The sequence below is a fragment of the Aureimonas sp. AU12 genome, from assembly GCF_001463705.1.
In the GTDB taxonomy this organism is placed as follows: Bacteria; Pseudomonadota; Alphaproteobacteria; order Rhizobiales; family Rhizobiaceae; genus Aureimonas.
The window spans coordinates 59,511-85,185 of the sequence record NZ_BBWH01000005.1; the positions used below are offsets into that span (position 1 = coordinate 59,511).

Sequence of the window (25,675 nt, forward strand, 5' to 3'; positions counted from 1 at the left end):
CGGCCCGTAGGTCGCCCGGCCGTCGCCTTCGATCGTGCCCGTCTCGCGCGTCTGGCGGGGCAGCGGATAGGGATTGGTCACAGCCGGGTCCTCGTTGAACCCGGCCAGAATGCGGTCGCGCCGCTCGCCTTAATTGCGTGGCTCCGGGGGCGCGGCGATCGCCGGCGCCCTGCCCGGCTCGACCTGTCCGGGCGCCCACCAGTATTCCTGACCGGTGCGCCCCTTCAGGCCGGACGCCTTGGCCTTGAAGCTCTTGTCGGCGTCGGGATCGACGAGCCACTGGAGCTGATCGAGGACCAGGCGGCGATACCCGCCGCGCGTCGCCCAATTCGAAGCGACCACCGGCGTATACCGACCCGCAAAGTCCACCGCCTTGCGGCCGGGATTGACCTTCTCGCCCAAGGCCGCCTGCAGAGGCAGGCCGACGCCGAGACCGACCGCGTCGGAGAGGAAGCTCCAACCGGGGCCGAGCACGGTATCGGCGACGCCGCCGCCGAAGCGGTTCGACGAAGAGTTCACGAAGTCGCCGAACAGGCCGAACCCGCCGCCAGTCATCGATGCTTTGAACCAGAAACTGCCGGTGCTCATGTCCTCGAGATCCTTGCCGTCGAGGAGGCCCTTGATCTGGTTCGACATGGCACCGCCGATCGTCAGCGAGATCGCCATCGCCGCGAAGTACCCGGCAGCCGCCTGTTTACCGCCCGACTGCATCGCCGTGATCCGCTGCAACGCCTCGAGCTGCAGCGTCGTGAAGGACAGGCCGAAGCTTTTGAACTGCATCGCAAAGTTGGCGAACTCGCCAAGGAACGTGCCGCGCGCCACTGGACCCGTCACGAAGGATCGCGCGTTCGGCGTGCCGCCCGGCGTCGCCCGCTCCGACCACGCCGCGGTCATTTCGGCCAGCTTCTCGGCGACCTCGCGATGACGGAGTGCCTTGCCTTCCGCCATCAGCTCGGCGTCGACAAGCGGCCCATCCGGCCCGGCCGCAAGATACCGGACCTCGCCGCCGCCGTTGGCGATCGACATCGGCGTGACGAAGCCGGCGGGATCGACGCTGGCCCGCATGACCTCCCAATCGGCCGCGTCGATGCCGAAGCCTTCCATCGTCACGCGCAGGCGCTCCGGTAGCTTGCCGAAGTCGGTCCCCGCATGGTCGGCGATCGTCGCTTGCCAGGCGCGCGCCTCGACGAGCTTTCGCCCCGTGGTCAGCGGCTTCAGCCCGTTGAGCATCATCGAACGATCGACGAGATATTGCGACCAGGTGTGGCCGAGCATCGGCCCGGTGAACCGCGCCTCGCCTTCCATCGCGTGCAGGTAATCGTCCCAGATGACACCGGCGCGCTGGATCTCTTCGCGGTTCGATGCTTTCAGCATCTTCAGCATGGCGCCCATATCCTTCACCACGGGCAGGCCGGCGAGCCGACGGGATGCCTGCGCCACGAACGGGTCGGTCAGCGCGGCCGTGACGCCTGCGCCGCCAAGCAGCGCCGAGTTCATGAGGTTCTTGACGGTCGCCGTGGCGGTGGCGACGCCCGACGCGACGTTCGGCCCGCCGCGCAACTCGGCATAGAGCGCCTGCAGCCGCCATTCGGCGAAGGCACCCGGCTCCGTTCCGCGCGCCCACTTCGCCATGTCGCCGGCGATCCGCGCCATCGATGCGCGCCCGACATCGCCCTTCGCGATCTCCGAGCGCACGCCCTGGACCATCCATTGCATCATGGCGTTCGGGTTCGGGCCGAGCACCTCGAGCGCGGCGATGTCCTTCGCCATGCCATTAATGTGCCGGAACATGGCCTGCACCGGGTCGCCGCCGCCGAAGCTCTGATTGTACGTCATCCAGTCGTCGGCCGACTTGAAGGCGAGGAAGCGATGCTCCTGCCGCTGGGTCGCCAGCGAGCCGGCGCCGACGCCCTTCATCTGCGGCGCATGGTGCGCCCAACCCGTCGTCGTGATGCTTTCGAAGACGTGGTCCAACGCCTTGTCGAGACCGGCAACGCCCACCGGTTCGGCCGTCAACGGATGCAGGATCTTGTCCGGATCGACCAGCGGCTTGATGAACTCTTTCCAAGCCTCGCGGCCCGCCTGGCGCACGGCGAGGCCGTTGTGCGAATGCGGCAGACCCCATCCGTCGAGCTTCGGGATCGCCCCGCCGGCGGCGTTGAACCGGTTGCGGAGATCCTCGAAGACGCGCGACAGGTCTCCGGCGAACGTCTTGGCCGTCGCGTCGGCCGACGCCTCGCCGTGCAGCTCGCGCACGATGTCGCGCACCAGGCCGGCGCTTGCCGTTCGACGACCTCGAAGCAAGCTGCGGCTCGTCGCCGTCATCAGGTCCGTCAGCTTGCCGTGCGCCATGGAGACGATCGCCTCCTCGCGGCCGCGCACGCTCTCGGCGCCGGCATAGCCATAATGCGACAGCGTCTGCACGGCGGCCTCGTAAACGTCGGGGCGCCCCTGCTCGTCGCGGTAGCCGAGCAACCGATCCTTGAGCCGCACCCGCGCCTTTTCCGTCAGGACGGCCCGCCGGCGCTTCTCGATCGCCTGCGCCTTCAGTTCCCGCGCCAGCTCGTCCTTCGCCGCCTGTGCGGCCCCGTCGTCGCCGAGCTGCAGTTTCTTTTGCGCATACTTCGTCTCGAAGTCGCGGTTGAGCGCCTCGCCCTCGGCGCGCGTGATCGCGCCCTGCTCGATGGCGGAGTTCAGGCAGTCGATGAAGGGCATGGATCAGACCTTGCAGTTGGCGACCAGGAGGCCGAAATCGTCGTCGCGCTCGGCCCGCGCGAAGAGGTCGGACGGCGAGACGTAGACGGTGGCGCCGTCCGCATCGGTCCCGTCGGGAATGGCGTCCCACAGGCTCAATTCGCTCTCGCCTCGCGTCGCGTCGGTCGACGGCGTGACAACGTCCCACCGAGTGCCCGACCGATCGAAGGATATCAGCATTGAGCGGCCGAACTCATCAGCCGTGAGGGCCCGATCTTCCTGCTGAAACATGCCGTCGAACCCGCGAACTTGGCGAATGCCATTGGCGGCCTCAAATACGTCTTCGTCGTCGGCATTTCTTCCGATGAATTTGGGACTGCCCTCGTGTGTTGTCCCGTCGGGAATGGCGTCCCAAAGCGAGGACTGGCCTTCGGCGTCGGGCGTCGCTATATTGGAGCCGGTTGGCGAGGAAAGAGAGCTGTGTCCGCTTTCCTGGAAACCGGTGGGGCGGTCAGTCGTCTCCCCGCCGCGCCGACCTTTCTCATAAGCCGTCATCAGCCAGGTCTTGGATTCTCCGTCATAGGTCAGGCGGATCACGGCTTTATGCGTCGAGTTCTCCAACAGGATGCGGTTCTCGCTCCTCGTCTTGACCGTCGTGCCGGCGAGGATCGACGGGAGATCCTCGAGGACCTCGGGATGCTTCTCGGCGATCTTGGCAAGGCCCAGTCCGTTGTCCCTTGCGGCATCGTACCGTCCCCAGATGACATCGATCGGCCCCACGTCGGGATGCGACAGCAATCCAGCGATCTCGCCATCCCGCCGGCGTGACAAGAAGTCGACGGCCGCCGTCCAGTTGTCGGCGAACGGCTCGCGTGGATAGACCGGCCCTGCCGGTCCCGTGCCGATCGGCTCGACATCGAGGACGCGGCTCGGCGGAGCACGATGGGGCCGCTCGTCGGGGAAGAGGCCGGCCAGATCTTCCGCCTCGCGCGTCGCGGGCTCCACCGCTCGCGCGGCCGCAAGCTGCGGCTCGGGCGGCGACAGGAGTGCCGGGAGCCCATCGCGCTCGATCGCCGCCTGAATGTCGCCGATGAAGGCGCGGGCTTCCCGGCTGGCGTTCGATCCGCCTGCAAACCGCCGTGCGGCCTCCGTGAGCGCGTCCGACACGGGTCCACGTGATCGCGCCATCCGATCGACGATCGCGCCCACGGTCTCCGCCGTGACCGCGCGCGACGCATTCCCGGCGGCATCGAGCGCATTACCGGCGGCCTCGATCACGTCAGCGCGCTCGCCGAGCATGGCAAAGAGGCGCTTATCCTGTCGCAGCACCTTCATCGCCGCGTCGAGCACCTTCACCCGCTCGCCGATCAGCGTCTTGGTCAGGTCGAACGTGCCGAACATGTCAGTCTGCGTTTCCTGCCGGACGCCGCTCGCCATCACCTCCTCGAGCAGCATCCGAGCCGCCCGGTCGGTCTCGGGATCGAACTTGGCGAGATCCGCGATCGCGGCCGCATGCATGCGCGGATCCGCAACGAGCTCTCCGACAAGCGCCGCATGGTTCTGGTCAATCACCCCGTTGACCGTCATCCCCCAAGCATCGTCCGACAGGCGCGCCAGAGCTGTCGCCCGGCGCATCATGGCGCCTGACATCGGCAAGCCGTCGTCGAGGAGGTCGGGCCGATCGCGCATCACGCGGGCGGCGTCGATCGCTTCACCGGATCCCTCCTGCATGTTCTTCTTGGCGGCCATCGCCCGCACGTCCTCGGCCGTCCAGCCGTCGCGCTCGCGGAACAGGTAGCCGTCGAGGCGCACCGAACCATCGCCCTCGCCTTTCAGCCGCCGGGCGAGGCCGAGCCGCTGGTGTCCGTCCGCGATGAACCGGGCGCCGTCGCTGCGCTCGTGGATCATCACCTTGCCGGACGCCGTGGCGTCCCACCGCTTCACGCCCTTCAGCCGGTCGGTCACGCCGGCATCGTCGCCGCCGCCCTTGTACTGGTAGGCGACGGCGTCGGTGCCGATCGCGTCGGGGTCGAAGCGCTCGAACGTGACGGGGCGCCCCTTCACCTCGATCCGGTCTGTGCCCGGCAAAGCTTCCGACAGGATCCGGTTCTCGGCCGGGTCGCGTTCGGCCTTGACCACGGGGCCGCCGGGTGGTGGACCTTCCGTCTCGAGCGCGCGCACCGCGTCGCTTCGAAGTCGGGCCGCCTCGTCCGCCGTGATCCCCTTCGGCACCTCGCCGAACGCGGCATCGTCGAGGCGGCCTTGCTCGCTGGCGATCGCCGCGACGCGCGCTTCCGCCGGATCCGCCTCGACACCGAGGCGCTTCGCCACGTCCTCGAGATCGCCGGCCCGCATGTCTCCGGTCGCGACGCGCTCAATCGCCTCAACGCCAGCCTTGTCGGTGACGCCGAAGACGCGGGCGACCTCGCGGCCGCTCTGGACCAGGCCGCCGAAGGCCCCGCCGAAGAGACCGGCCATGCCGACCTGTTTCAGCGCCGGCACGACGCCGCTTTCGAGCCCGTTCTCGCGGCGCCACTCTTGCGCCCGCGTCTGCACCGCCGCCTCGACGCCAGCATTGATGACGGCTTCCGTCAGCACGGTTTGCCCAATGCGGCCGACGACGCCCTTGGCGACGCCGGCACCGCCACCGAGAAACAGCGTTGCGACCTGAAGCGGATCCCGCAGCGAGCCCCGCACCGCGCCGGCGAACGTCGCCGCCAGGCGCGAGACCCCGGAGAGATCTTCGGCGCCAGCGTCCGCCCGCTTGCGCCGGGCGTCGGCGCCCGTGGCGATCGCCTGCGTTTCCGGGTCAAAATCGGCATCGAACAGAGCGGCATGTTCGGGGAACTGACCGCGCATCTCGTCGAGCTTCGTTCGAAACGCGTCGAACTCGGCTTGCGTCCGATCGCGACGCGCCTCGCCAAAGCCGAGGAAATCCGGGATCGCGATGGGGCCATCCGATACCGCGTCGATCTTGGCGAGATCCATCGGGTTCGAAAGCTGAACCCCGGTTGCCTCATGAATCTTGGCGATCCGGCGGCGGTACGCCTCGAGGCGAGCGTCCTCCCGCGAATACGTGTTGTCGATGAAGGTCTGAGCCTGGTCGTTGGCAGAGTAGAGCTCCGCCATGCGTGACCGGCCGTCGCCGTCGAGGAGATCTCCGACGAGGTTGGCCTCCTGACGCATGAGCGCGACGCCTGGCAGATACTCGAGCGGGCCGGCACTGAAGCCCGCCGGATCGCCGAATGTCACGGCGCGGCCGGGCGCGTCGTCGGGCGGCTGATGCTGAAAGATGCTCATCGGTAGGCCCCCGGCACGCGCGCCTCGAGAATGGGTTTCATGGCGTCGAAGGCGATCAGGAAGGGCTTGCCGTCGGCGCCCCGGATCCATTGCGGATCCTCCGAGCTCGGATCGCCGAAGGCGAAGCGATAGCCGCCGGCGACCGCCACGGGCGTTGCCGCCTTCACGTCGGCCGCGCTGTAGGGCTTGCCGTTCTCGCGCACCGGCGGCGCCGAGAAATACCGAACGCCGGCGCGCGAGCGCTGCTCCTCGATCGGGACCAGGTCCGTGTCGCGCAGAGCGTCCACAACATCGGCGAAGCAATCGGCGCGGATCGTCGGCGGCACCACGACGGTCGGGCGATCGGCGCCGAAGCCCCAGACGCCGCCGACCGGGACCGTGACCAGGCCACCATACTGGACGCCGGCTTCGAAGCGGGCGCCCGCCGCCTCCTGCAAGGCCTGCTCGAAGATAGGCCGCACGGCGTCGGACTTCGGATCGAGGCCGCTTTGCGCAACGCGCGCTCGCGTCATCGCCTCGGCCGCCGCGATCGTGCGCGTCGCATCCGCCGGCGATCCCGCGAACGCGGCCCCGAAGGTCGAGCGCGCGATCTCGGCCCGCTGTGTGTCCTTCATCACTTCCGGGAGTTTCTTGCCGTCGGCGCCAATGCCATAGCCCACGATAACGTCGCGGGCCGCGCGATCGGAACCGCCGCCGGCAAGGATGACGCCCGCCTGCTCGATCGCCGGCGCGTCTTCCTTTAGCTCGGCAAGGATCTGGCCCGCCTTCGCGCCGCCCCCGCCGACGATCCCGGCGGCGAGCTGCGCGGCGCGCGCCGGATCCTGGTCGACCAAGCCACGGATCGCGGCGACCTCTTCGGGCTTGAGATACTTCGGCGTCACCCCGAAATGCTCGGCCGCCGCCTCGGCCCGCATCGTCCGCTGCTGGATCCGGGCCGCGAGATCCTCGGGCGATGCGGCCTCGACGATCGTCCCTTCCTCCGGCGGCAGAAGTCCCTTGCGCTCGGCGAGCCCGATGGGGTCCGTCTTGGCGGCGGTCTGCATGCGCTCGAGCTCGGCGCGGGCAAAGTCCGCGGTGCCCGACGACACCGCAGCGGGATCGCGCTCGAGGCCGCGCACATAGGTCTCGGCCGCGCTTAACGGCTTGTCCCGCAGGATCCGCGCCGCGCCGATCTTCTCGATGGTGCGATCGACGATCTGGGGACCGTCCGTCGCGGTCCGGCGATCGAGCAGGAAGCGCCCCATCTCGCCGGCGTCGACCTCGAAGCCGCGCGCCACGCTTTCCGCCATGGCGTCGCCGCGTGCCTTCAGGCTGCGCCCGGCCTCCTGCGCCACGCGCTGCTTTTCGTTGGCGGTGCGGTCGAACGTCGCCTCGAGTTGCGCCCAGCCGTCGCCGTCGAGACCATCCAGTCCGCCAGCGGCGAAGTCGGCGCGCATCTTTTCCTTGAGCGCCGTGACCTCCTCCGGCGACGTCAGGGCGGATGCCTGCCGGCCATAGAAGCCGACGGCGGTGTTGCGGCGGCTGGCGATCTTGGCACGGACCGCATCGTCGGGATCGAGGATCCCACGCGCCACGGCGCTGTCGAAATGGGCGTCGGAGGCGGCCTGCGCGGACGCCACGGCAGCGCCGGCGTCGGCGTTCGACGGATCGAACGCCTCGACGGACCGCGCCGTCATCGTCTCCATTTCCTGCGATCGCGTGAGGAAGTCCGCCCGGTCCTGTTGCAGCACGCGCCGGTCGGCATCGTCCCGTGCCTGCGTCCGATACGCTCGCGTCACCGACGAGAAGGTGCGATCGTAATCCGCCGCGACCTCCGGGAAGACGTGGTCCTGCATGTGGACGGTGCGCAAAGCCCCGAACGCGTTGTCTAGCGCTGCCGGGTCATCCTTGAACTTGCGATAGACCTCGTCCGTGTCGGCGCGGATCGTGTTGTCGAGCTGCTCGAGGTAAGTCCGGGTGCCCGCCGCGTCATAGGCCCGGCCGCGAATGGTCATCGAGCCCGTCGGACGGAAACCGCCACCGCCCCCGCGTGCGGTCATCGGCTCGACGACGCGCGTCACCGACGGCGGCCCAACGCTCTCCGGCGGGATGGCCGGCGCCGTGCTGGCCGGCGCGACGGCGGCGGCCGTGCTCGCGGGTGCCGGAGCGGTCCCGTCGCGGGGCGCGATCGTTTCGATGGCGGCCGCCGCACCCGTCGCCGCCGGCGTCGCCGAAAGCGCGGTTGCCGCCGGCGCGGGGCCGGGAGCCGGGTTGGCCGCGATGGCCGACGGCGCCGGAGCGCTATCGCTACCGAAGGCGGACGCCCAACGTGCGTTCGCAAGCCGGTTGTCCCAGCCGTGACCGCGACGCGGCGCCCTCGCCGTGTAGTGCTGCGGGCGCTCGAAATGCATCAGCGCCTCGGTCGCCGATGTGATGTCGGTGGCGGCCTGCAGGCGGTTCCAGGCGAGCTTTTCCTTGGTCTTCAGTTCGTCGACGAAGAAATCCAACTGCACGTCGGTATCGCGCCAGCTCTTCCCCTGCTCGGCATAGCGCGGCGCGCGGGCGAAGTTCTGCAGTGCCGTCCGACGCTCGTTCCGCCATTGGAACAGGCCGGAGGACGTTCCCTTGTCCCCGTCCGGCCCCGCCGCGTTCAACGAGCTTTCCTGACGGGCATGACCGACACCGGCGGCCGCCGCGACATGGCTCAAGCCGCGCTGTCGAAGACCGTCATAAATGTACTTTCCGCGCGTCTCGAGGTCGCCGCCGCCGCTGGCGACGCGCTGTGACTCGCCGCCACCGCCGGAATAGGCCATCGGCTCCATCGAGCCCGGCTCATAGGTCGAACTGACGCCGCCGGAGATCTCCGACGGACGCGGCCCGTTCGCCAAGGCGTTCCGCTCGCCGGCGCGCCGCCCCTCTTCCTGCGCGAAGTCGTCGGCGACCTGGTCGGCCTGGTAGGCGAGACGACCGAACGCCTCGGCGACGCGCCGTTCCGGCCCGCCATCCGGGCGATCGACGCGCAGAAGCCCGTCCTGGATGATCGGATCGACCCGGAGTGGCCGATAGGTGACTTCGCTGGGCCGCTTGTTAGCCATGTCAGCCCCTCAATCCGATGCGGGAGGCACCCTGCAGGATCGCGATGGCGCCGGTTTTCTTTGCCGCGCGGCGCGTCGAGACCGCTTGCGTCTTGAGGTTCGAGGCGCGCTCTTCGAGGCGGGCGATGCGCCCGCGTTCGGTTGCCGTCGAAGTCTCGAGGCCGAGATCCGCTTGCCGATACGCTTCCGTGCGCGCCTGGTTCGGCGTGCCGAAGGAGAGGTCGACGCCGGACGCGGCATAGGCCGTCGCCTGCGATCCGACGCTGTCCATCAGCTCGCGTTTGATCGAGGACCGCCGGGAAACGCCTTGCAGCGTCTCGTTCGCGGTCTCCATGATCGCGTCCTGCGCCTGCAGCTCGAGGTTCGTGGCGTCGAGCTTGGCCGCATCGTTCGCCGCGCTGACCGACATGAGGGTGGCCGTGCCGGCAAGGATGCTGCCGATCGTCGAGCCGAGCGTGCCGATGCCGGCGGCCGCACCGGCGGCACCGGCGGCAGCCGTGCCTCCGATGCCGAGCGCAGAGCCGACGCTGCTGAAAAGCGGGACGATTGCCGCCGCGATCGGGGCCATCAGAGTTTCTCCTCGAAAGTGAGATCGCGCACGCGCAATGGGCCGGGCCGCGTCTGGGTGATGACGGCCGTGGTGTCTTCGACGACGCCGGGGATCCCTGCGACGGTGACGAGCTGGGTCTTGGCGGCCATCGGCTGGTCCGTGGGATCGGACGTGCGCAGCAACGCCACGTCGCGCGGCGGCGTGTTGTTGGCGCCGATCGCGATCGACATCGTGCCGAGGATGTTGGCCTTGACGGTGTGGATGCGGCCGGGGCGACGCACGACCTGGTCGTTGCGGGTGACGAGAACGCGCGGCATCGACTGCCAGCGGGGCGGCACCCAACGTCCGATGGACATGCCGGTGGATCGATACGGCGTGCGGATGAAGCCCGACGTGACGACGTACGGCCCATCCGTGTAACCGGTATAGGTCTCGATCCAGACCTGTGTTCCGTCGGCGTGCGGCAGGTCGAAGGCGAAACCATCCGCGTTCGACGTGCGCCCGATGGCCGACACCAGGTAGGAGCTCGGCTCGAGGATCTCGTAATACTGGCCGTAGGGGCGATCGACGGCGAGCCACAGGTTGTTGTCGGCATCGACGCCGATGGACCGGATGGGATCGCCCACGTCGTATTCGAAGAACGCGGTGATGTCCTGGTCGCGGATGATGCTGGCGCCGATCAGCCGCCCGTCGCCGCGCAGGAGCCAGAGGCGGGGCGCGTCCGTGTCGTCGGTGCCGCGCTGTAACGCCGTCATCACCACGTCGTCGATCAGGTGCGAGGCGAGCAACGATTCCTGACGCGCCGTGAAGGCGCTCGAGAGATCGTCATAGGCGGTGGAGAACAGGACGCCGCCCCGCTGGCCGACGAAGTAGACGCGGTTTTCTATGTCCTCCGGCCAGGTGCCGGGGGTCAGGCCGTTGCGCCCGGTCTCGACGAAATTCAACGGGTCCGTCCGCTTCACTTCGCGGTTGGTCGCGAAATATTCGGCCTCGTCCGTGAAGACGAGGAGGTATTGCGACGACTTCACATGGAGGATTTCCTCCGCGCTGTTTGTGCGTAGGGCTTCCAGCTTCGCCCCGTCGTCGCGCTGTGCCTTGGTGTTGATGTTGAAATACTCGGCCGTCTGCGACATGAGCAGCGCCGACGGCCGCGAATTGAGGTTCGCATAGACAAGCCGGTCCTGGACGATCGAGACGACGCCCGGCCAGCCCCGGCCGTCGGAGATCAGCGGCTCGCCGCCTGTCTTGCCGACGCCCGTGTGCGACGGCAGCACCGAAACCGACGCCGTGTTCACGACCTGGGCGGTGAGCTGGTATTCGACGCCCGAGAGAGCGCCGCCGAACACCACGTCGAGGATCTGGAAGCCCGGACCGGTCACGGCCGGGGTCACCGTAACGCCCGGCCCGAGCGACGGCAGGGCCTGAAGCTCGGCCTGCAGCCGGTCCGCCAAGTCTTTCCAGACGACGGCGTTGGCGCTTTGGACGGGCAACGCGGTCGTCTGCGTTGCGATCGTCTCGCCGTCCACCGTCAAGCTGATGGAAGCCGCGTTGGCCGTGTCGCCTTGCGCCCAGCGGATCCAGAGGTTCCAGACATCGTTCGTCTTCGGGTAGCCGGCGCCGTAATCCTGTTCGGGGATCTTCGAATAGGGCCAGTCGCCGAGCTCCCAAACGGTATCGCTCCGGCGTAGGAGCCGAAGGGACCGCAAGTTCCGATGGAAGATCCCGACCGTGTCGCCCTCGAGGTAGAGCGAGCACTCGGCGGCCATTTCCGGCGTCAGACCGGTGGCAATCTGCGCCCGCAGCACCGTGCCCTCGAAGATGTCGATGCGGAACGGCACCACGGCAATCAGGAAGCTTTTCGACCGCGACTGTTTCAGCCGCCAGAAGCGGGGCCGCCAAGGCGTTTCCGTCGGGCGGACCGCGCGCGTGCCGCCGATGTTGCGGAAACCGGCCTGCGCCACCGGTTCAATGTTCAGGAAGCGGAGCCCAGCCGAATAATACTGCTTGATGTCGACGCGGCCCGCGAGCTCCGGCGAGAGCTCGCCGGCGTTCATGCTCTGCTGGCCGGTCCCGGCGCGCGCGACCATCAGGAATACCGCGCCTCGGTCAGCGGATCGTTGCGCAGGAGCGGCGACGAGATCGGGCCGGCGGCGCGGTCCTGCGCGATCAGGCGGCCGAACTCGCCGCCCGTGCCGCCTTGCGCGGGCGATCCGAACGCCATCGCCTCGAGCTCGGAGGCAAGGCCCTCGTCCTGTTGCATCGGCACCGCGAGGCGTGCGGCCAGTGCCGTGATGAAGGCCGAGCGGAAGGCGGCATCCCAGGCGGCGGGATCCACGTCGACCTTGCAGCGCGCCCAAACCTCCGGTTCGCTGGCATAGAGCTGGTTGCCCTCGATCGCATAGTCGCGGATCACAGCGTCTTGCGGGAACACCGCGCGCAGGATCTTCAGCGGTGGCCCCAGCCGGTCGCCGGGCAGATCGAACGCATAGGGCCAACCGCTCTCGTTCTCACCGGCAACGCGCGTCAGCCGTCGTGTCCGCCGCGCGAACGTCCAGTCGTGAAGGCTGAAACAGCGCGCGACGCAATCGGGCCAGATGCCGTCGATCGAGCCGTTGGCGAAGTTCTCGTCGTCCAGGGAGAAGGACGGCGCCTGGCCGATGCGGACCAGCGCCCGATTGACGATCGTCGCCTTGTCGATGTGCTGGCCCATGGCGCCGCCCTGCCCTTACGACGCGACCGTGACGACGCCCGAGGCGACCGCCGTCACGATGAGGTCGAGCTTGGCGGGCGTGCCGTCGACCGCGACGGAGCAATAGAAGCGGTCACCCTTCTTCAGGTTGCACTTCGCCGCCGCGCCGTCGAAATAGCCTGCCGCCGAAACGGTCGCGGCCGCGTCCGCCGTCGAATAGACATAGGAGTTGGCCTGGTTGCGCGACCCGCGATCGCTGGTCGCAAAGCGCGACAGCGCCTTGATGTTGAGTGGCATCGAAGCCTCCTGACTTGGGATGGGAGAAGAGGCGGCGCGGATGCCGCGCCGCGAGTGTCAGCCGATCAGGCGGCGATACGCTGCGGCGCAACCTGCGCCTTGACGCGGATGCGCTTCACGCCTTCGGGGAGAATGCCGACCGAAGCGCCGGACAGGCCGACCTTGGCGAGCATCGGCGTACCCTCGTAGTCGGCATGCGTGGTGATCGAGGGCGTTTCCTGATCCCACTCGGCTTCGTTGCCCATGGCATCCGTCGCCCACATGAACGTGTCGATGTAGCCGTTGACGTTGAAGCCGTTGCCGTCCGTGCCGGTGCCGTACGCACCCGTCCCGAACGTGAAGTGTTCGTCGGGCATGGTGATGAAGTGGATGCTGCGCCAAGTCTTCTTGCGGACCGCCGTCGACTTCGCGAACGGCAGATCCGGGCCGACATAGTCGGCGTTGGCGAATTCCTTGTACATCATCATCTGGTCGAACATCGCTTCGGTGATGAGCGCCCAAACGTCCTCTTCGGCACCGGCACCCCGGATCTGGGAATGGCCTTCGAGGAACGGCAGAATGTCGATGACCTTCGAACCGTCGCCGATCGTCTTGACGCCGGCCCCGCTGTTGGCGAACGCATCGAGCGCTTCCGTCTTCAGGTTGTCGCGGCGACGGCGAATCGCGGCGGTCAGCATCTTGCCAACGGCCGCCTGTTCGTTCGGACCCTGCCGACGAGCGTCCTGGACGCGCATCCAGGCCGACGCCTCGAAGTCGCGCATAGTGACCTGGACCATGGAAAGGTCCGGGTTCGTGTTCTGGATCTTCTGGATGGAGCCGGAGAGCTCGTAGCTCTCGACGCGCCCGATGATCGGGAACTTCACCACGCCCGCGCCGCCATCGCCGCGCGTCATGGTGCCGTCGAGAAAGCCACCCATCGACTGATACCGCGCCCGGACCATGTCCCGGATCTTTTCGCGATACCAAAGGGGAGCCAAGATCGTCATAAAAATAACCCTCGTTGAACGATGACGACAAATCACCGAGGGCCGGGGAACCGGACGGGCGGCAGAACCGCCCGTCTTGGGATCGCGACCGTCCGGTAGCGATCCGAGAATGGCGGCTGCGGGGCCGCCTTAAGTGCGATCAGTCGCCCGGATAGGCGGCGATGTAATCGGCCTGCAGCTTGTCGTAGCTGACCTTGTCGAACTTAGCGTTTCCCGGTGTGTTCTCCGGCATCGTCGCCCGCTTCTGAAGGTCGGCCGCCGCCGTCCCGCCCGGTGCCGCCTGGCCGGCACCCACTGGGCGCGGATCGCCGGCGCCCGTCATCTGCGAGCGAAAGAACTCGATCGCCTTGTGACCGTCGGCCGTGTCGCCGAGCATCATGGTCATGTGCTTGGCGGCGTCGGCCGGAAGGCCGCGCTGCACCATCTGTTCGACCCAGCCGAGATTGTCGTTCATCCGCTTGTCGATGGCCCGATCCTGCTCGGCCTTCGGCAGGGACTTGGCGGCATCGGGCAGGAGCGCGGTTCGCTCTGCCGCGACATCGATCACCGGCTCGAGGAGACCCATCTCGGCGGCACCGCCCATGTAGGCGGAGAGAAGGCCCTGCATCTGGGCCTTGCTGACGCCGAGATCCCGAGCCTTGTTGGCGATCGCGTCGAAGAGCCCGTCCTGCTCGAGCGTCGCATAGTACGGCTTCAGTGCCTCGTCGACATCGCCGTAATCCTTGTAGGCGGCCACGTCCGCCGGCACCTCGCCGCGTGCGTTCATCGCCTGGAAGAGCTTGTCGATCGTCTGCTGGTCGCTCTCGCCGTGGAACTGTTCGGCGAGACCGTCGGGACGATACGGCGCAGACCCTGCCGGCGGCGCGGCCGGGCCACCCGCCGGCGGCGCGGCTGGCGGTTCGCCAGCGGCCGGAGCACCTGCGGCAGGCGCGGCCGGAGCTGCCGCCGCCGGAGGAGCGGAAGCGGCGGCGGCCGGAGGAGCGCCGCCGCCGGCGCCGTCCGGTGCGCGAAGAATGCGGTCGAGGAGGTTTCTCATCGGGCCTGTTCCTGTTCCCGTTGCTGAAGGAGGCTTTCGCCATGGGCGAGCGCGGAGAGGATCACCTCGCCGACGCCCTCGATCCCCTGCCGGGTCGCGGCGAGGAGCGCGGTTTCTTCAAAGGTCCGCCCCGTAGCGCGGAAGGGCTGGCGGAACGTGATGTCCATCAGCCATTCCACGAGCTCGCGGCCTCGCGCCTCCCGCGCCATCCGCGCAAGGAAGAGCGACATCTCATCGCCGGGCTGGCCGTGGACGGGGCGAGCCGGCTGCGGCGCGAACATCGCCTCGAGGCTTTCCCAGCCATCCATGCCGCCGAGCGAGCCGAGCGGCTGCGCCTCGCGCCGGTTGATTGCCGCTTGCGTCATGCTGCCAAGGCTCCTTCGATTACGTTGGGCGCGGCCGTCTGGACCGCCTGCGCGGCCATCGCCTGCATCTGTTGCTCCGCGAGATCGTCGCCGATCGCCTTGCGCTCGTCGTCGTCGGGGATCAGCGACTTGTCGATGTGCAGCCCCTCGCCGATCCGCCCGAGAACCTTGTCCATGTGGACGTACAGCGGCACCTTATCCGGGCCGGCGAGCTGGCCGACCATCTCGACATAGGTGGCGATCGACGCCAGGCGCTCGCCGTTGAGCGCGGCCGCCATCGGCGACTGAACCGCCGTCGCGATCAGGAACTGGTCGATGTTCAGCGGCGCGTCGAGGAACCCCATCTCGTAGAGGATCTCGGCGACGCGAGGCGCGATCACCGGCATGATCTCGTTCGTCAGGCGGCCGAAAGCGCCGATATGCGTCTCGGCTTTCTGCCGCAGGCGGCCCGCGATCTCGGAGGCCGAACGCGGCGTGCCCTCGTATTCGGGGATCCGAACGTCGTAGAGCGCCTGTTTCACGTCGGCTTGCAGGTTGCCGATCACCATGCGCGCCACGTCCATGCGCCCCGAGGCCGGGTCGATGCGTGACACGTCGGGGCCGAGGATGCCGCCGGTGGACTGCATCGGCCAGAACTCGCCCGGCCCGACCCGCACCGTGTCCGGGTTGAACGTGCCGCCGGAACGATAGGCCCAGATCCCGAGCATCTGAATGGCCGCGGCCTTCAGCGCCAGTTCCTGCGCCTTGTTCAGCGTCTTGATCGACGGCAGGGCGAGCAGGACTGGACCGCGCCCGTAAGCTTCGCCGGGCACGCGGTAGTAGCGCGGCACGGCGATCGGCTGCGACTTCGACCAGCTCGAGGTGACGAAACCGGGATGATTGTCGATCGAGACCCGGAAGTCCCAGCCATACTGGTTGCCGCCAGTCCGCTTGACGAAGTCCTGATAGATCGTGACCTCTTCGGTGGCTTTGTCCTTCGCGTTGAAGTCTTCGGGGAATGTCCCGTTCGGAAAGGCGTCGCGGATCGCCTGGCGCTCCATGCGCTGTTTCCACGACACGAAGTTCACGCGGCGGAACCCGTCCTCGCCGATCGCGATCTCGTCGAAGGGGATCGCCACGAACATGACCGGCTGCTGGCTATCGCCCTTCACCGGCAGGATCGCACCCGTCCCGACGCCGAGATCGATGCAAGCCTCGTGAACGGCCATGTCCCATTCGCCCGTCAGGAAAAACGGGTACATGCCGGCGGCGATCTTCTCGAGCTCGCGATCGAGCTTGGACGCGCCGGCGCCGAGCTTCTGTTTCGCCAGGGCGCCGGACTGCAGCGTGAACGGCTGCTGGCCCGCAGGGAAGAGATCCCGCTGCAGGCTGCCGGCGAAGTACATGACCGAAGTCGTCGCCGTCATGTCGAAGAGACGGTCGACCGGGTTCTTGTTCGTCCCGTCGCCACCAGGCCGGCGGTGCGGAATCGCGAACTCGTAGGCGTCGCGATAGATCTTGTTCCACGGCTCGCGCTTGGACCAAATCTTGTCGCGCCGCGCCATGTGCAGCGGATAATCGTCCATCGTCAGCCGCCGAGCGTCGTGGCAAGACCGCCGTCGCCGGCGTCGGTCACGAAGAGCCGGCGCCCGCGCGACGCCTTGCGGCTGGCGCCGGTGTCCAGCTCGGCCTTCTGGACCTGTGCGAGCTGCTGATCGTTCGACACGGCCTGAAGCTGGCGCGACAGCGCGGAATCCTTGCGCGCCTGCTCGGCCGCTTTCTTCGCGTCGTCGCCGCCGCCGAACAGTTTTCCCATCAACCCCTCCAGATCCAGAGCCGTCCGCCTTCGGCGTCGGTCTCGAGGAAACCGGCCAGGCGCGCCATGCGGCGACCGGCCCGGTTGGAGGGCTTGATCCGTGCCACGATGACGACGCCATGATCCGCGATGGGGCGCAGCATTAACTGCGCCGTGCGGACCAAGCCGAGCATGTCGGCGCGGGCGGCCGGATCGAAGAGCAGGCAGAGCTCCCGCACATGCGGCCCCTCCGGGAAGAGCGTCGCGACGCTCAGGAGCCGATCGCCCCGGTAGACCGCCACGGTATCGGACCGGCGCGCCTGATACGTCGCCCAGCGCCGCAGCCGCCGCTGGCTCCCGGCGAGGCGCATCACATCGACGAGGTTGGCCGGCGTCTCGGCCCGCAGCGCCTCACGATGCGAAGACATCGAAATCCGTCCGGGCGCGCGCCGAGGAGATCGGGACCACCTTTGCCGGGCGGCCCATGCGTGAGGCATCGACGATCGCGCCGGCGCGGCCTCGATGCCCGAGGCACAGATACTGCCAGGCGTCGTGAACGTGGGAATAGCTGTTCTTGGCGACGGCCAGCTTGTCGGTCGCGCCCTTGCTGGCCAGCTTCGTCAGCTTGTAGTGGGCCGCGAAGCCGCCGATCGTCGTCTCGCAGCACGACGAGACCAGGAGGCGCGGTGTGCTGCCATCGATGGGCGCGCCTAGATACCAGCGCACCGCGTCCTGACGCAGGGCCGGCTCATTCGACGGCGCAGGCTGGATCGAGACGTTCAGCGCCCGCGCCACGATCTCCATGTGCGCCAGCTCGCCGGCCTGCCGATCGGCGCCGTAGAACGCCGACGGATCCGCCCAGGCTTCCGAGATCGGGAAGCCGGGGAAGTCGGAGATCAGCACCTCGAGCACCATCGTGGCGAAGCGCGACGGGCCGGTGCCAGGCTCCGCACAGATCTCCCGCAGCATGCGAAGCTGGCCGTTCGGCATGAACTGGCCGATGCCGCAGGCCGGCGAGCCGCCGGCGTCTAGGCCGAGCCCGATCGGCAAACCCTTCACCGGCTTCAGCACGGCGTCCGAGCGGTGCCGTGTGTCGTCATATTCGGGATAGACCGGCTTGCCGTCGCGCGCATAGCCGAACTGGCCGTGGACCATCCGGCGGACCATGTCCTCCGTCTGCGTCGCCGCCTCGAGCTCGTAGGACGAACGCGGCTTGCCCGCGCGGTTCTCGGCCGCCGGCGATAGACCGGACGGCTGCTGATGAAGCACGAAGCCCTGTTTCTTCTCCGATGGCTTCACGCAAAACCGATACGTCCAGTTGTTGATGTCGGGCGGGTTCATGTCGCCCCAGACCATGCGCGGCAGGATCGTTTCGCCGGGCTCCGGCGTCAGGCCCATCGCCTCGAACTGCGCCCGCGCGTCCTTCGAGATCCGTGCGAGCTCGCTATCGGCGATCTGCGCCACTGGCGGGTATCGCCCCGTCCGCTGGAAGAATAGGCCCGGCACCTTCTCGTCGAGCATGTCGCACTCGTTCATCCAGCCCATCGAGATTTCATAGCCCTTGATGAACTGCTCGACGTTTGCGTCGCCCACTGCCCCCGTCTCGAGTTGGAAATCGATGATGACCTTCTCGTTGCCGCGTAGGGCCGCCCAGCGCAGGTGATGCTTGATGGGCCGATCCTGTCCGCCCGAATACGACACCGTCCAAGGGTGATCCTCCGGGAAGGCTTCCTTCCAGGAGGCCAGCGCCGTGCGCTCGAAGTCGCGATAGGTGTTGCGGATGCAGGCGATCTTGACCCGCACGACCCCGTCCCGGCACACGGGCATGTAGGTCGCGGCCAGAAGCGGCCCCTTCATCACCGAGGCGACCGTCTTCCCCGACCCGGCCGGGCCCATGATGATGTCGATCGGCCCCCGCGACTGCAGGAACCCCGCACCCACCGGACCAGGCGGACGGTAGTGCTGAAGGTTGATACCCATGACCCGATCCCGTTTCGGACGCGGCTACCCGCACCCGTCCCGAAACTACCGAGGTTCGCGGCCCATCAAGTGAGCCGGCAGGTCTCGTGTGTGTGAGAGCGGATGCCCCTACGGGGGTGGGCGGGCGCGAGTTTTGAAGGCCGGCCCCGGCGGCGCCGCGCTGGACGGAGGCCGGGGGGCGGGGTCGAAGGGAGGTGGCCAGGCGGCGCGGCGGGTGAAATGGCGCCGAGCTGGAACGGCCTCGACGCGACCGCATGATTTTCAATAACGGGCTACAGCGCCAATAGTCCAATTTCATCAATGCCTTAGCGCATAGCGTAAGAGGGATACGCCAACCCTCTTACGCGGCACCAACGGCTAAGTCATTGATCCGTATCGCTTTCGCCCACGATGCCGGTCAGGCTGAACACGCCGTCCGCCACCGCCTTCGTCGTCATGTCGCCGACCACCAGGACGCCGAGCGACCGCTCCTCGACATGGACTTCCGTCGGCCGCTTGCTCTCGAAGTAGGGCAGCAGCTCGGCGTTCGCCTTGAGGATCATGTTCGCCGCATCGAGCCGATCGCAGGCAAGCTCGGCCGACAGCCGGACCGGATCCGCGTTCGCCAGCGCCGCGAGGTTCATCATCGGATGCTGGAAGCCCATCTTGAGCAGGGTATCGCGCATCTGGGTCGTGCGCTTGTTGGCCGCTCCCTTCGGCCTCCCGCGCCCTTTGCTCGTCGCAAGGGTATCCGCCACATGGCGAACCGGACCGGCGAAGAGGGGCGCGTCCTCGAACAGATCCACCGCCTCGCCGGCCTCGTTCTCACCGCCGTTTTCCACCATTTCGCCCGGCGTGTGTGCCACTCGCAGCCCCCGATTTGCGGCGATCTCGGCCGCCCCGACTATTCGATGCCTATTTTATTCGATCCCGACGGCATCAAGTCCGGTAACGCATCGAGGCCCTCTCGGTAACGGCTGGTAACGGCCAATCGGCCAGCGTTTACAATGAGATATACACCTGACGTTACTGGTTACCATGTTACCAACCCTGCGCACATGCGCGCGCCTGCAAGCGCACGCGCACGCATCCGCGTAGGTTGCGCGCGTGCGCACATACGCGCGAGGCAAATCCCGGTAACGCGGTAACGGCGCTCATAAGCCATTGATTTGTCTGGTTTCTACCGTTACCGGCCGTTACCGGAGGCGTTACCGTGGTAACGATCGCCTCCCCTCACCCGTCCGGCCGTCGAACGATCCGCCACCGTGTCACGGCTGCGACTGTCTTAAGTGCCCGACGCGAAGCGGACCGGGTCGGCGGAGCCGAGAGGGACGAAACGCGAGGGCTCCGCTTTCACTCCTGACGGGCGAGGGATAGGGGAGCCGATGCAACTGACGGTGACGACAGGGCACGGGATCGACAGCAAAAAGCCCGCCAAAGCTGGGCTTGGGCGGGCCGAATGATGTGGCCGACAGAGGGGGTGTTGTTTCGTTACCCCCTTCGACGCCGGCGGCCGTTTGCACGTTGAAGCCAGCGAAGGAGAGCGAGCAGGATGCGGCGACGGAGCGCGTAGAGGACGAGGATCGCGACCAGACCGATCAACAGCCAACGCACGGCGGGCCGCTCAAAGGCGGCGACCAAATGGTCAAGCAGGTCGTCAGGCGGATCATAAAACGTGACTGCCCGGGTGTCCTCCGGCGCTGAAAGAATAACGCCGCCGGTGGAGGGTGACGGCGAAGCGTTGATTAGCGGCTCGGCACGGTAGCCGAAGCGGTCAAGCTCGATTGGCACGAGAGCTCAACCATTCACGCAAGATGATCCGCAACGCTTCAGGGCGCGTGTCAGCCGAGATCTCTGGCATAACCGCGTCCAACTCACTTAGCAGGCCAGCGTCCAAACGTACTTGCACTGGCGTGCCGACACCTGTTGGCGGCCGTCCCTTCGGTTTTCTGGATGCAGAAATGCTTGACGACATTCTTAAGTGCAACCATAAATGAACGAGCCGGGCAAGTGTCATCACCACTTGCGCCGGCTCTAACCCAAGCCATGGAGATTACCCATGCCAAAGGCTGCACCCTCTATAAACCGCCGAGACTTCCTCGGCCATGTCGCCGGCGCCTACACGGCCGCAACGCTCGTCGCTGGCACGGCGGTGCCCGTTACACTCGCCTTGCTGATCCAGCACCACCGGGCCACCTACACGGCGTGGGGCGACGCCTGCGCCCTGCTCGACACCGACGAGCCCTGCGAGGACGACGTGCAACGTGCCGCCCAACTCGAGTACCTAGACGAACTGGCGATCGACGCGCTCGCCACCTATCGTCCCGTCACGATTGAGGAGGCGCGGGAGCGGTTCGCTTATCTCTATGGCCACATGGGACCGTGGGATCTGTTCCAGCCTCGCCACGAACAGTTCAAGACGCTGATCGCGTCAATGATGCCGGAGAATGCCTGATGTCCGCCTTGAAGCAATTTGCTTTCGACGGCCAGCCAGTCCGCACCGTCGAGATCGAGGGCGAGCCGTGGTTCATCGGCAAAGACGTGGCCGAAAGGCTCGGCTACACCAACCCGAACAAGGCGATGGCAGACCACTGCAAGGGGGTGGCGAATCACCATCCCCTTCAAACGGCGGGCGGAATGCAAGAGATGCGCATCCTCTCCGAGCCCGACGTGCTGCGCCTCATCATCGGCAGCAAGCTTCCAGCCGCCGAACGCTTCGAGAGATGGGTGTTCGAAGAGGTATTGCCGAGCGTCCGCAAGACCGGCCGCTACGGCGAGACCGACAACTGGGAACCGAGCGTCAAGCTTAAATTGGAGATGGTGAAGGAGGCGCGCCGCATCGCCGGCAGCGACGAGGCGGTGAAGGTCTGGAACGCGCTGGGGCTGCCGCAGATCGGCGCTGCTCCATCGCCGCCGTCCTTCCCCCGCAGTCAGGTCGTGTGGCGAGAGTGGCCGATCACCGAAGGCGGCGGCTAGAGGGGCTACACCCCTCGCCGTCCGCAATCAAGTCGCACGCCATCACGTCGACCAACCGCGACTTAGTGATCGCTCGTGTGGCCAAAATATCTCGACGTCTTGGACCAAATACGTGCGATGTATCTCAACCGAAATCGCAATACGCTGATTTTCGAGATAAATTTGATTGTCGAGGTGATTTATGAGGAACAGAGTAGAAAACTCGCTGGAAGAGTCGATTGGGTTCAATCTTCGAAATCTTCGTCTCGCCGCAAAGATTCCCATGGAAACTCTTGGCGCTGGAATTGGAGTGACATATCAACAAATTCAGAAATATGAACGTGGGAAAAACAGGATTTCCCTATCGACGGCTGTTCGTATTGCAGAATTTCTCAAGTGCTCCATCGACGAGCTTGTGGAGAATGTGAGCCGGGAAGATTTGATCCCGTTCAACGCCCAATCTCGTCACCATGTAATAAAGACCGCTCATCTGATTGAAGGGCTGGAACCGAGGCTCCGAACGTCAGTGACGAAATTGATTGAAGCAGTTTCCAATACGTCTGACCTTATCCCGCCCGGCTTTCTGCCCGTCCACGGACCTATTGCTGACTGAGCCCTGCGCACCAGCAACTCTTAAAATTAGACGCCCTCGCCGCCCGCGATCCCGTCGAACGCCTTCATGTCGATCAGCAGGCACTTCATCGGCACGCCGGCAATGCGCAGGGTGTGGAACTTCGGTTCCATGTCGCGTACCACCACGTCCTTCGGCCCTTGCTTCAAGGCGCTGCCCCACACGCCGCCGTGCCACTTCGTGTCCTGGAAGATCCGCGCCAGCGCCGGCAGCTTCTTGTATGGGATTGCCAGCGAGCCCCACTCGCCGGGATCGCCTTCCTTTCGCAGGCCGAGCCCGGCGGCCGCCAGGCGGTGCTTCGCCTGGTCGAGATCGATCCCCTTCCGCCGATAGTCGTCCATGACGCTGCCGACGGTGATGCGCTCGCCGCTGCGCCATGCCTCGATCGGCGACGCAAGCACGTGCTCAAGGCATTCCTGCCAGTTGTCGGTCTGCTCCGAACGCTCCGAGGCCGTCAGGCCGGCAATGATGTCGCCGGCGCGCAGCATCTCCGTCACGTCGATCCCCATTTCGTCCATCACCACCGGGCCCACGAGCAGCTCGGCCGCCGCGAGCAAGGTCCCATAAGTGGCCTGCGCTCGAGCATCGAGCCCGGCATCGTGCAGCGCCTTCTTCCAGCGGGGCAGGATCTCACTCTGAAACGCATTCCAGCCGTCCATGATCTGCCGCAGGATCATCCGGCCGTCCTCGTCCCGCACGACGATGTCGCTGGCCTTCCGGCTCTTGTCGAGGCGCGCGAGGTTGAGGATCGGCATGCGGCTTCGATCCTGCGTCTCCAAGGGCGGGGGGTTGATGGCGCTCATGAGGAAGCTGTTTCGCGCCTGGAACATGACGCCCTCGTGGTCGGCGCCGCCCCGGTTCATATAGCCGCCGCTGGCCGCCAGGCGCGCCAGCTCGACGATCGTCATGGCGCGATTGGACCCCGCCTTGTTCTCGAGCTCGTCGACCATGACGGGCAGACAGTCGTTGCGCACCCGCTGATAGATGCCGGCCTGCGTCGTGTCCGTGGTGTCGAGGAGCGCCTTGCCGAGCGTGCGCTTGATCAGCCCTTGCAGGGTGGACTTGCCGACGCCGGCGCCGCCCGTGGTGAAGATCACCGGCCGCCATTCCAGCGCGCCGCCCATGAGACCTGTCGCCATCCAGCCGAGAATGAAGAGCGCATCGAGCGAGTTCTCGAACGACCAGGTCTTCAGACTGCCGAGGATCGTCGCCGCCGGCGAACTCTCATGGTCGACCGGCTCCGCCCAGGGCTGCAGCACGTCGGGCTTCATCTCGTAGAAGTGGCCGTCATATTCCGATGGCCGCGCCGCCTCGAGCTTCTTGCCGTTGACCAGCCAAAGGAAGGAACCGGAGTTCCACACGAACCGGTCGCCGCGATCGCGCCAGCCGCCTCGGCCGCGGACATTGTCCTGCGGGTCGAAGATCCCGCGCCGGCGGCCCTCGTTGATCAGCGCATTGCGCGCGCGATCGCGCTCGAGGCGCTTCACCACCGGGTCCGTCGGATTGCCCTCGGCATCCTTGCCGGCGGGGCCAAAGCCCGGCCACGCCCACAGGGCATAGGAAATGTAAGGCGCGAACAGGTTCTCGATCTCGCCGTTGGTCCACCGCTCGATCGCGGTAAGCTGCCCGGCCGCCGATCGGCAATAGGTCACGGTGCCGTTGTAGCCGAGCACCTGGACGGGACAGCCGGGCGGCATGCCGTCCCAAGGCGCGCCCTCCCACTTGCCGGGCTTGCAGCCGAACCGCTCGAGGTTCGGATCCTTCAGCAGCTCCGGGTCGAGCTTTGCCTCCTCGAGCGCGCGGTTGGCGTCGACGAAGGCGGCTCGCACGTTGCTGATGCCGCGCTTGGAGGGCTGCTTGGTCATGTCGATCCAGGATGCAGGAACAAAAAAGGCGGCGCCACGCGAAACGAGAGACGCCGCCAGTCAGCCCGGCCGGGGAGGAGATCGGCCGGGATTGGGTTCGTCAGGCCGGAGCGTCGGCCTCGTCCATGGCGCGCAGGTAGACATCGAGGAGCGTCTCGTGCTCGTCGATCTCGTCCTGGTCCTTCTTCCGCCGGGCGATGATCTCGCGGAGGATCTTCACGTCGAAGCCCTCGGCCTTCGCCTCGGCAAAGACCTCTTTCCGGCCCTCCGCCAGCTCGGCGATCTCGCGGTCGAGGTTTTCGACGCGTTCGACGAACGACCGGATCCGGCCGCCGGCGATCCCCACCGTGTCCGACATCAGCGCGGCCCTCCGGCGGCTTCCGTCAGGGTGAAGGGCTCGTCGACCTCCTCGAGCGTCGTTTCGTCGATCGGAATGGTGCGGGCCACCCGTTCGGGCGTCTCGTCCTTCCACTCGGCTTTCATGCCGGCGTCGATCGTCACGAGCACGTCGCGGAACGTCCGCCAGGCCAGCCGCTCCGCCAACGGCAAATCCGACCAAGGCCGCTCAAGCACAAGGTTGAGACCGCCATCGGACTGGACGTGCCCGTACAGCGCCTCGGCCGGGGCGTCCGACCACTGCCGCACGAACGGCGCGGCATGGCCGACAAGGGCGAGGATCTGATTCGACGAGATCTCGTCGCTGAACCAGCTCGGGTCGTAAGACAGCGTTCCCGTGAAGCCGTCGTCGGAAAGCGCACCGAAGACCATACCGGCCGCCGAGTACGCGGCCACGATCGGCCGCGTCATCGCTTGCCTCGCGTCGTCGAGACGCCGATCGGCGGCTTCCTCGTCGGCGCTTACGCCATCGGCCGAGCCGTCGCCGTGATCCGCCGCCGCATCCTGCGCGGCCTCGGCGTTCCCCAATACGTCAGCGCCGCCGTCACCGTCGACCACCGGCGCACCGCCGGATCCAGCGGGATCACCATCTCCAGATGCTGGACCCACCGCCTCCGGTTCCTCTGCGCCTCCCGCGCCATCATCCGCCGGCGCTTGGTCTCCATCGGTCGCCGAAACACCATCGGGTGCGTGTCCAGATAGACGATCGGCGTCCGCATCGCCGCCGTCACCGCCGGCGGGAAGCTCATCCGCTCCGGTCTCGGCGTCACCCGCTTCACCACTCGTCGCCTGGTCGCCTTCGCCATCCGTCAACGCCTCGATTTGGAGCTTGAGCGCGGCGGCCGCCTCCGGCCCTTCCGCCACCACGACGACATCGCCGCCGTGGTCGTGCAGCGGCAGAACGACCGCGTCTTCTTCGGCAGGCTGGTCGGCGACCTCTTCGTCGGCCGCGTCGCCATCGCCACCGCTCGCCGTCAGCGCGGCCGTGCGCGCGGCGGCCGCTTCGTCGATCTTCTCCTGAATGGTCTCGTCGCCCCAGCGGCCGTCGACATCGATGCCGAGCGCCTCCGCCTCCTGGACCAGTGCCTTCGTCTGTCTCGCCAT

The 25,675-nt window shown here is 67.1% G+C and carries 22 protein-coding genes; 3 read left to right on the forward strand and 19 right to left on the reverse strand.

The annotated features are described in order from the left end of the window. Nucleotides 1–129: 129 nt before the first annotated feature. The 16 genes from AUL33_RS02975 to AUL33_RS21990 form a co-directional block, all read right to left on the reverse strand. A complete protein-coding gene (locus AUL33_RS02975; RefSeq protein ID WP_062203475.1) occupies nt 130–2,715 on the reverse strand; it encodes a hypothetical protein in 2,586 nt (861 codons plus the stop codon). A 3-nt stretch (nt 2,716–2,718) separates the two neighbouring features. Continuing rightward, nucleotides 2,719–5,994, reverse strand: coding sequence for a hypothetical protein (locus AUL33_RS02980; RefSeq protein ID WP_062203477.1), 3,276 nt, complete (start codon nt 5,992–5,994; stop codon nt 2,719–2,721). Further along, entirely contained in the window at nt 5,991–9,068 is a 3,078-nt protein-coding gene (locus AUL33_RS21975) for a phage tail tip lysozyme (RefSeq protein ID WP_062203479.1), read from the reverse strand. The genes AUL33_RS02980 and AUL33_RS21975 overlap by 4 nt, the downstream gene beginning before the upstream one ends. 1 nt (nt 9,069) lies before the next feature. Beyond that, nucleotides 9,070–9,636: a hypothetical protein gene (locus AUL33_RS02990; RefSeq protein ID WP_062203481.1), complete on the reverse strand. Its 567-nt coding sequence runs from the start codon at nt 9,634–9,636 to the stop codon at nt 9,070–9,072. Then, the gene (locus tag AUL33_RS02995) at nt 9,636–11,705 is read right to left on the reverse strand and encodes a hypothetical protein (protein WP_062203483.1); all 2,070 of its coding nucleotides are present in this window, start codon (nt 11,703–11,705) and stop codon (nt 9,636–9,638) included. The genes AUL33_RS02990 and AUL33_RS02995 overlap by 1 nt, the downstream gene beginning before the upstream one ends. Further along, on the reverse strand, nt 11,705–12,328 hold the full coding sequence (locus AUL33_RS03000; RefSeq protein ID WP_062203485.1) for a hypothetical protein: 624 nt from the start codon (nt 12,326–12,328) through the stop codon (nt 11,705–11,707). The genes AUL33_RS02995 and AUL33_RS03000 overlap by 1 nt, the downstream gene beginning before the upstream one ends. Before the next feature lie 15 nt (nt 12,329–12,343). After that, nucleotides 12,344–12,604, reverse strand: coding sequence for a hypothetical protein (locus AUL33_RS03005; protein ID WP_062203487.1), 261 nt, complete (start codon nt 12,602–12,604; stop codon nt 12,344–12,346). 65 nt (nt 12,605–12,669) lie between these two features. After that, a complete protein-coding gene (locus tag AUL33_RS03010) occupies nt 12,670–13,590 on the reverse strand; it encodes a phage capsid protein (RefSeq protein ID WP_062203489.1) in 921 nt (306 codons plus the stop codon). Nucleotides 13,591–13,729: 139 nt separating this feature from the next. Next, a complete protein-coding gene (locus AUL33_RS22460; protein ID WP_062203491.1) occupies nt 13,730–14,626 on the reverse strand; it encodes a hypothetical protein in 897 nt (298 codons plus the stop codon). Then, entirely contained in the window at nt 14,623–14,991 is a 369-nt protein-coding gene (locus tag AUL33_RS21985) for a hypothetical protein (RefSeq protein WP_062203493.1), read from the reverse strand. The genes AUL33_RS22460 and AUL33_RS21985 overlap by 4 nt, the downstream gene beginning before the upstream one ends. After that, nucleotides 14,988–16,556 carry a portal protein gene (locus AUL33_RS03025; protein WP_062203495.1) on the reverse strand — a complete coding sequence of 523 codons (1,569 nt, stop codon included), beginning with the start codon at nt 16,554–16,556 and terminating at the stop codon, nt 14,988–14,990. The genes AUL33_RS21985 and AUL33_RS03025 overlap by 4 nt, the downstream gene beginning before the upstream one ends. 2 nt (nt 16,557–16,558) lie before the next feature. After that, entirely contained in the window at nt 16,559–16,786 is a 228-nt protein-coding gene (locus AUL33_RS22465) for a hypothetical protein (protein WP_062203497.1), read from the reverse strand. Then, the gene (locus AUL33_RS22470; RefSeq protein ID WP_062203499.1) at nt 16,786–17,193 is read right to left on the reverse strand and encodes a hypothetical protein; all 408 of its coding nucleotides are present in this window, start codon (nt 17,191–17,193) and stop codon (nt 16,786–16,788) included. Before AUL33_RS22470 ends, AUL33_RS22465 begins: the two co-directional genes overlap by 1 nt. After that, on the reverse strand, nt 17,177–18,745 hold the full coding sequence (locus AUL33_RS03040; RefSeq protein WP_062203501.1) for a hypothetical protein: 1,569 nt from the start codon (nt 18,743–18,745) through the stop codon (nt 17,177–17,179). The genes AUL33_RS22470 and AUL33_RS03040 overlap by 17 nt, the downstream gene beginning before the upstream one ends. A 362-nt stretch (nt 18,746–19,107) precedes the next feature. Further along, a complete protein-coding gene (locus tag AUL33_RS03045; protein ID WP_156419253.1) occupies nt 19,108–19,530 on the reverse strand; it encodes a hypothetical protein in 423 nt (140 codons plus the stop codon). 685 nt (nt 19,531–20,215) lie between these two features. Beyond that, complete coding sequence (locus AUL33_RS21990) at nt 20,216–20,515, reverse strand: hypothetical protein (protein ID WP_156419254.1); 300 nt, start codon at nt 20,513–20,515, stop codon at nt 20,216–20,218. Nucleotides 20,516–20,783: 268 nt separating this feature from the next. Here AUL33_RS21990 and AUL33_RS03055 point away from each other — a divergent pair, with 268 nt between their 5' ends. From AUL33_RS03055 to AUL33_RS21475, 3 genes are all read left to right on the forward strand, one after another. Beyond that, nucleotides 20,784–21,179 (forward strand): twin-arginine translocation signal domain-containing protein, encoded by a 396-nt coding sequence (locus AUL33_RS03055; RefSeq protein WP_062203507.1) that lies wholly within the window; start codon nt 20,784–20,786, stop codon nt 21,177–21,179. Next, nucleotides 21,179–21,700: a Bro-N domain-containing protein gene (locus AUL33_RS21470; protein WP_082652275.1), complete on the forward strand. Its 522-nt coding sequence runs from the start codon at nt 21,179–21,181 to the stop codon at nt 21,698–21,700. The genes AUL33_RS03055 and AUL33_RS21470 overlap by 1 nt, the downstream gene beginning before the upstream one ends. 181 nt (nt 21,701–21,881) lie before the next feature. Next, the gene (locus tag AUL33_RS21475) at nt 21,882–22,292 is read left to right on the forward strand and encodes a helix-turn-helix transcriptional regulator (RefSeq protein WP_082652276.1); all 411 of its coding nucleotides are present in this window, start codon (nt 21,882–21,884) and stop codon (nt 22,290–22,292) included. A 26-nt stretch (nt 22,293–22,318) separates the two neighbouring features. On the opposite strand, the gene AUL33_RS03065 is transcribed toward AUL33_RS21475, so the two are convergent. The 3 genes from AUL33_RS03065 to AUL33_RS03075 form a co-directional block, all read right to left on the reverse strand. Then, on the reverse strand, nt 22,319–24,175 hold the full coding sequence (locus AUL33_RS03065; RefSeq protein ID WP_062203509.1) for a hypothetical protein: 1,857 nt from the start codon (nt 24,173–24,175) through the stop codon (nt 22,319–22,321). A gap of 100 nt (nt 24,176–24,275) precedes the next feature. Continuing rightward, on the reverse strand, nt 24,276–24,533 hold the full coding sequence (locus tag AUL33_RS03070; RefSeq protein ID WP_062203511.1) for a DUF2312 domain-containing protein: 258 nt from the start codon (nt 24,531–24,533) through the stop codon (nt 24,276–24,278). Then, complete coding sequence (locus AUL33_RS03075) at nt 24,533–25,675, reverse strand: hypothetical protein (protein WP_062203513.1); 1,143 nt, start codon at nt 25,673–25,675, stop codon at nt 24,533–24,535. Before AUL33_RS03075 ends, AUL33_RS03070 begins: the two co-directional genes overlap by 1 nt.